Annotated in this window: 7 protein-coding genes; 4 read left to right on the top strand and 3 right to left on the bottom strand. The window is 40.5% G+C overall.

The features are described 5' to 3' along the window. Nucleotides 1-639: 639 nt before the first annotated feature. Complete coding sequence (locus IQ211_RS02795) at nucleotides 640-819, top strand: YciY family protein (protein WP_189759527.1); 180 nt, start codon at nucleotides 640-642, stop codon at nucleotides 817-819. Between the two features lie 343 nt (nucleotides 820-1,162). Next, on the top strand, nucleotides 1,163-1,852 hold the full coding sequence (gene tonB / locus IQ211_RS02790; RefSeq protein WP_189759528.1) for a TonB system transport protein TonB: 690 nt from the start codon (nucleotides 1,163-1,165) through the stop codon (nucleotides 1,850-1,852). A 67-nt stretch (nucleotides 1,853-1,919) separates the two neighbouring features. Here tonB and yciA read toward each other — a convergent pair whose 3' ends face one another. Next, entirely contained in the window at nucleotides 1,920-2,357 is a 438-nt protein-coding gene (gene yciA, locus IQ211_RS02785) for an acyl-CoA thioester hydrolase YciA (RefSeq protein WP_189759529.1), read from the bottom strand. 78 nt (nucleotides 2,358-2,435) lie between these two features. Next, entirely contained in the window at nucleotides 2,436-2,972 is a 537-nt protein-coding gene (locus IQ211_RS02780) for a septation protein A (RefSeq protein ID WP_189759530.1), read from the bottom strand. Nucleotides 2,973-3,198: 226 nt separating this feature from the next. Between IQ211_RS02780 and IQ211_RS02775 the strand changes: the two genes are divergently transcribed. Continuing rightward, nucleotides 3,199-4,905 (top strand): SulP family inorganic anion transporter, encoded by a 1,707-nt coding sequence (locus IQ211_RS02775; protein WP_189759531.1) that lies wholly within the window; start codon nucleotides 3,199-3,201, stop codon nucleotides 4,903-4,905. A 51-nt stretch (nucleotides 4,906-4,956) separates the two neighbouring features. Here the strand turns inward: IQ211_RS02775 and IQ211_RS02770 are convergent, their stop codons facing one another. Continuing rightward, nucleotides 4,957-5,712 (bottom strand): YciC family protein, encoded by a 756-nt coding sequence (locus tag IQ211_RS02770; protein WP_189759532.1) that lies wholly within the window; start codon nucleotides 5,710-5,712, stop codon nucleotides 4,957-4,959. A 261-nt stretch (nucleotides 5,713-5,973) separates the two neighbouring features. On the opposite strand from IQ211_RS02770, the gene IQ211_RS02765 reads away from it, so the two are divergent. Continuing rightward, complete coding sequence (locus IQ211_RS02765; protein WP_189759533.1) at nucleotides 5,974-6,570, top strand: glutathione S-transferase family protein; 597 nt, start codon at nucleotides 5,974-5,976, stop codon at nucleotides 6,568-6,570. Nucleotides 6,571-6,842: the final 272 nt, after the last annotated feature.

Below are 6,842 nucleotides of genomic sequence, written 5' to 3'. Positions count from 1 at the left end.
GCCAAAAAAATCACATCCATCAATTCATGTTTTTTATTGATGTCAGAACGTGGGTCATCTATCTTGCTGATAAAATAAAAAATACTCATTGTTATGATCGCTATTTTTATGCAATAGCGTGATCTTAGCGTTTTCATGGGAGAAATAGCTATAAAAAATCATATTCTGGTCTTTATTTAACCTCAATAACCTTGCTAAAAATGTGAGATCTCGCCCTGTTAATTGAATAGAGTGCAATTTTAGCAAAAAGCGCTAATTATGATAAATGCCATGACTATTTAGCCACTTATAACGACGACTTGACTTTATAAACTGTATGCAATATATGCAAATTGATAAATAGCGTTTCAAAATGATAAGAGTATTCCTTACCCCGCGCGGCGCGCGGGGTAAGGAATTCCAACATCTGATACTCTCAGTATTATGAAAACCTATTTATAAATAAATCATGAATGGTTGGTAATATACACATTAAACTTCAAGTTGCAATTTACAACACGCTATGAAACCTGATTTCCCCCCGCTTCGAGGGGTAATCCTCCCATTTTACATGGAGTAGATTGGCAATGGGTTGACATCGCTAATAGTGACAATTAAGAATAATATTATTCATTCAATGAGAGATTACCCGGAATATTTATGAAACATAGTAGAAGAGAAGTCGGGCGTTGGAGAATGCTCCGCCAAAGTCTTTGCCGTCGCCGTCGCTGGTTGGAAGGGCAGTCACGTCGTAATTTACGAATATATGCACTGCGTAAGGCAGATGCTTATAAGCGTCGCAAATCGATTCTATTCACCCAGAATATAGAGTGGATTTAATGTTAATATATACCAATCTAACTTCAAGATGCGTGTGATTTCTCCCCGCTAAGCGGGGAGAAATCAGGTTTCATAGCGTGTTGTAAATTGCAACTTGAAGTTTAATGCGTATAGTGCAAATTGCTTAGAGTCAATGTGCAGCGTTTTCTTAACGGCTTGATATTTTTCCGTTAAGAAAAATATTTTTAGCCTCCAATAATTATGCGATATGACTGGAATGAGCGTGTGTATCCAATAAGGTTTTAGCTTGAAAAATGCAAGTCAGAGATAGATGTTTTTGAATCTTTATTGAATATGATAGTCATTTGCATTTAAACTAATATCTATCTGAAAACTGACTATCATGCTGTTAAGCAAGAATTCTCTTATGCGTTGGATACATTGGCCGATACTACTTTCCATTTGTTTACACATCTCTATTGCTGCGGCACTTTTCCATGCCATTAAACCAAGGGAACAGGCAGAAGTTACGTCTATGTCTGTTGCCATGATCCAGTTGGCTGCTGAAGAGGCACCGGTTTCCAAACCTGCCGTGTCTGAATCACTTCCTGAGCCGGAGCCTGAACCTATTGCGGAAATTGCTCTGCCTAAGCCTAAACCTGAAAAGAAAAAAATTGTCAAAAAAGAAGTTAAGCCAAGAGAGAAAAAGACAGAAAGAGCTTCAGAACAACCGCTGAACCCTGTTTCTGATCAAGAAACTCAGACGGCAAAGAATTTGGATGATCAAAAATCGGAGCACCATACCATTAGTGAAAAAGTTGGGGTACAAAACGGACCAAAGGCATTGAATAGGCCAGAGCCCGTTTATCCATCCAGAGCACTACAGCTAGGCACTGAGGGGACGGTAAAGGTAAAATTTGATATTGATGAAAATGGCCGAGTTAAGAATATTGAAATTATTTCTGCCAATCCGAAGAATGTCTTTGAACGTGAAGTGAAAAAAGCGATGAGAAAATGGCGTTATGAAAAAATTCCTGCTACCGGACATATAACAACTATCGAGTTTAAAACTACGGGCATTTCACAATCCTAACTGACCAAAACGTCTCTTTCCTGAACAGGGGATGTAAAACATCCCCTAATTTCATCAGCAAAATGAATTATGACTCTGAATCACTACTTTCCAATTTGAAGTGTCTTTTATCTTCAGGCAAAGGACGAGAAGTGTTATTTTCATCAACGGCAACATAGGTGAAAACGGCTTCTGTAGCACGATAACGCTGACCGACTGGCTCAGAAGCCACTTTTTTCACCCACACCTCGATATTAATAGTGATAGATGAATTTCCCGTTTTCAGACAACGGGCGTAGCAGCATACGACGTCACCTACCGCAACCGGTTTCAGAAAACTGATGCCATTTACGCTAACAGTTACTACGCGCCCCAGAGCAATCTCTTTTGCTAAAATTGCGCCGCCAATATCCATTTGAGACATCAGCCAGCCACCGAAAATATCCCCATTGGCATTAGTATCAGCAGGCATGGCCAGTGTACGGAGAACCAATTCTCCGTTTGGTAAGCATTGTTGTTGTGTCATTAGAAAACTTGCTTTATTTGGTGAATACAACAATACCTGCCGCTGCATCGGCAGGTATCCATTATGAAGGTCATTATATTATTTTTGTTCGCGAGGCAGATGACGGTAGATATATACCACACTCAATACAGTAAAGACTAGTGTCAATGCCGTTAACCCGAACACTTTAAAGTTTACCCAAACATCTTGAGGTAGCCAGAAAGCGACATAAATATTTGCTAATGCACAAGCAATAAAGAAAATCGCCCAAGCCATATTCAGTTTGTTCCAGACAAAATCAGGCAATTCTAATTCCTTGCCTAACATCCGTTGAATTAACGGCTTTTTCATCACCCATTGGCTGATAAGTAATACCAGAGCAAAAATGGCATAAATGACAGTCACTTTCCATTTAATAAATAAATCACTGTGGAAGGCCAGTGTCAGAGTGCCGAAAACAGCAACCATAACAAATGTAATTAAGGAGGATTTTTCAACTCTACGATAAATCAGGTAAGTAATGACAACAGCTAACCCTGTTGCTGCAATCAAGGCGCCAGATGCATAGAAAATGTCGTACATTTTGTAGACGACGAAGAAAACGACCAGTGGCAAAAAGTCTAAAAGTTGTTTCATAAATTGAACCCATTGTGAAGTCAATGATGGCATGTTTTTGGATTTGTGCCAGAGTGTACCAGATCTCAATGAAATGGTTTATTTATCAGGTAAAAAACATTTTTCATCTATTTGAAGCATTTTATCACAATGAGCGACAAGCTAAGTGTGGGAGAAGAAAGCTGTGAGTTTCCATTTAGCTACGTATTATCACTAGGTTCCATTTTCACAAAAGGACATAAAAGCTATGTTGTGGGAAAGATTACATCGCTGGATGCCAGGTTTGGAAAATATCTGTCATTACCGTAGAGCGTATTTCGGCCATGATATGCGGGCGGGTCTCTCTGTTGCCGCAGTGGCGCTGCCCGTTGCGATTGCTTATGCTGAATTAATGGGAATTAGTGCCATTATTGGTTTATATGCCTGTATTTTACCGATGTTTGCGTATGCACTGTTCGGTACTTCACGGCAGTTGATTGTTGGTCCAGATGCTGCAACTTGTGCTGTTATTGCTGCCGCTGTTACACCGTTGGCATTGGGCAATGAACATGTACGTTGGCAGCTTGCCATAGTGATGACGTTTATGACGGGATTTTGGTGTATTTTGGCCAGCCATTTTCGTCTGGGTGCCTTCGCTGATTTTATCTCTCATCCCATTTTGAAAGGTTTTATTAACGGCGTTGCGATCACTATTATGGCTGATCAGCTGGCTAAAATTTTTGGACTATCTGGGTTGCCTGCGGAATTGATTGAACGACTGATTGCTTTTCCCCGTAGCTTATTAGAATCTCATTGGCCGACGGTAGGGATGTCAGTAATGACGCTGCTGGTACTGCTTAGTGTACATTTTCTCCGTCCGAGTTGGCCGGCACCACTGGTGGCCATGATCGTATCGACTTATATCAGTTGGCAATTTGAACTCAGTCAATATGGTATCCAGATTGTGGGGAGTATGGGGAGTGGTTTGCCTATTGTTCCTATACCCGAATTTGAACTCGGTATCATACGTGATTTAGTGGTTCCTTCCATTAACTTAGCGGTGATCAGTTTCGTCAGTTTTATGATGACTGCTCGTAGTTTTGCCAGTAAGAATGGCTACCAAGTTGATGCAGATCAGGAGCTTAAGGCATTGGGTATTGCCAATATCGCCTCGTCATTATCACAAGGTTTTGCTGTCAGTGCTGCGGGTAGCCGTACTGCGGTCAATGATGCACTAGGTGGTAAAACGCAAATGGTGTCGGTGATAGCGGCTTGTGCCATTTTGCTGGTATTGCTATTTATGACCGAATTTTTGGTGTATATCCCTTTGTCATCACTGGGTATTGTTTTGATCTTTTCCACTTGGTCTTTATTGAGTTTAAAAAATCTTTGGGCTTATCGAAAACGTAATCGCCAGGCTTTTACCCTGTCAATTTTTACGTTAATTGCCGTCTTGCTGGTGGGGGTGATCGATGGTATTGGTTTTGCCGTTTTGCTGGGATTATTGCAATTTCTGCGAATAGTTTTTCGGCCTTCGGATCAGCTGTTGGGTGTGAATGACCAAGGTATGGTTCGTTCCATCCATAAGCATAATGATATCAAACCAGTAGATGGCATTATGATGTACCGTTTTAACTCTCCACTCACTTATTTTAACGCCGGATATTTCAAAAAACGGGTATTACAGCATGTGAACAGTGCTGCAAATGGTCCTGTATGGTTAGTAGTCGATGCGACGGTCAGTTTTACCTATGATGATGTCAGTGTTTTTGCCGTGTTGGATGAGTTAATCACAGAATTAAAAAAGAAAGGTGTGACATTGGTCTTGGCAGGGCGCAGGACAGAACTGAACCGCTGGATTAAACAAAACAAACTCAGTCGTAGTGATGACGATTTGATAGTTGTGCCGGATCTCTATTTTGCCATTCGTTTACTTCAAAGTAAGCAGCACGTGGAGGACAAACAGGAAAAGTAACTGCGGTTCACCTCGCAGCATTGCCGTGAGGTGAACGATTTTAGGTGACTATTAAATATCGTTTGTGGTTTTATTTTGTGGTCTGGCCAACATATACAGGCGGAATAGGTAAATCAGTAACAGAGATGATAAGAAATTATCCAGCACTGATAGCAACATATTGGGCATTTTTGTCAGCACAAGAGCCAGGATTAGCTTGGCGGCAAGCCATAGCAGTATAGCTGGGATCAACAAGCGCAGATTACCAAATGCTAACTTCCAACTATTTTGCATGGCTGCAAAAACATTTTTGCCTTTTTCAAACAAAAAAATAGGAGCCAGTGAGAATGCAATAGAAAACAGGATCCCTGGCAGGACCATTAAAGCGTAGCCAATTTGGACCAACAGGGTACAAATAAACATTAGCAAGAACATCTTAGGGAGTTGTGTTATTGATAATGTACTGGCACGAATAGCATTTGTTTGCTGACCGCGAGAGATAGCATTGATAAGTACCAACACACTGGCCGTTAGTAGGGTATTACCAAATATTTGGGTAAATAAAATCCCTAGCATTGTGCGCATTAACGTGAACTGCTCATCCGGCGTTAATTGCACCACGAAACGTTGAATACCTGTGTTGCCGGACTCTCTGACTATATTTTGCAACTCGGCCAATAAATTGAGTTGTTCCTCATTTGGTATGAGTAAATACCCCAACAGTGTTGCCACCAACGTGGCCAAGACAGAGAGGATGACGATATTCAACCATTGATTCTTTAAAAAATTGATACTGTCACGATACAGGGTATTTGCCGTGATGGGCATAAAAGTGGCTCCTATCAAATAAAACAACAATAGTGCACAATTGTACCTTGTTGGCCTAGTGGAAGCGAAGCTGTAAAATATAACATTTGGCTTTTTTAAACCATATTAACACGATACACGACTTAACTGGACGTGGTATTGGTCTCAACAACAGGCCGTACTCGAATGCCAAAAAGAAGGAACCAGTATCATGGTGCGTGAATTTAACACATTACACCAAACAATTCTCAGGATTAAATCCACAAATCAGGAATCAACATCATGAAAATATATACTTACCCTAAAAGTAGATCGTTGAGAGTTCTCTGGACTCTGGAAGAGATTGGGGCGCCTTATGAATCGATCAAGGTTGATCTGTTTAATCCAACTTCTTGCATAAAATTCCTCCATTCACGAGGAAAAGTCCCTTTTCTGAGTGATGGAGATGTGTCTATTGAAGAAACACTGGCAATATGTATATATATTTGTGAAAAATATCCTTCTGCAACATTCTATCCTACCGAGCCGAAACCGAGATCCATTATTAACTCATGGTTGAGCTATGCTCTTACTGACCTCGAGTCTCCAGTGTGGAACTTATTGAAACAGCAAGTTTTCATTCCAGAAAATCAGCGAAACCTAGGGCTCATAGATTACGCCAAAAGCGAAGCAAACAGAGCAGTTAACCAAATCAGGCTAAATGAAGGTTACGAATGGATAACAGGCCCTAACTTTACGTTAGCTGATATCTTCGTGACACACACTCTTTTGTGGGCAAAATTATGTGGTATAGCTATAAGTTCAGAAATAAAGGATTACATGGACAGAGCTATGAGTAGACCTGCATATCTGAAGGCCCAGGAAAGAAATAATCGTTAAAAATGATAAACGAGTGGTGGTTGTGGCTATTCGTTTTATTTATGTTGTGTCTTTGGGTTAAAAAATATACTTGGTATGGGATGTTTTCCGTTTTCCAAGCGAACCTCTATTATATCAGTTAATTAATACTGCATTTTCGGGGGTTCTTATACACAGACGCATTAACAGATATCGTCAAATTGTAGCTTTCTCCCACTGGGCCTTGTTGAGGCTAAGATTTACTCTAATACTTGATCTTGTATCTTGAGGCTGTTGGGGGAAGAATTTTTTTT

Origin of the sequence: Xenorhabdus griffiniae, assembly GCF_015163655.1 — a bacterium.
Lineage (GTDB): Bacteria > Pseudomonadota > Gammaproteobacteria > Enterobacterales > Enterobacteriaceae > Xenorhabdus > Xenorhabdus griffiniae.
This window is presented reverse-complemented; position numbering and strand designations above follow the sequence as displayed.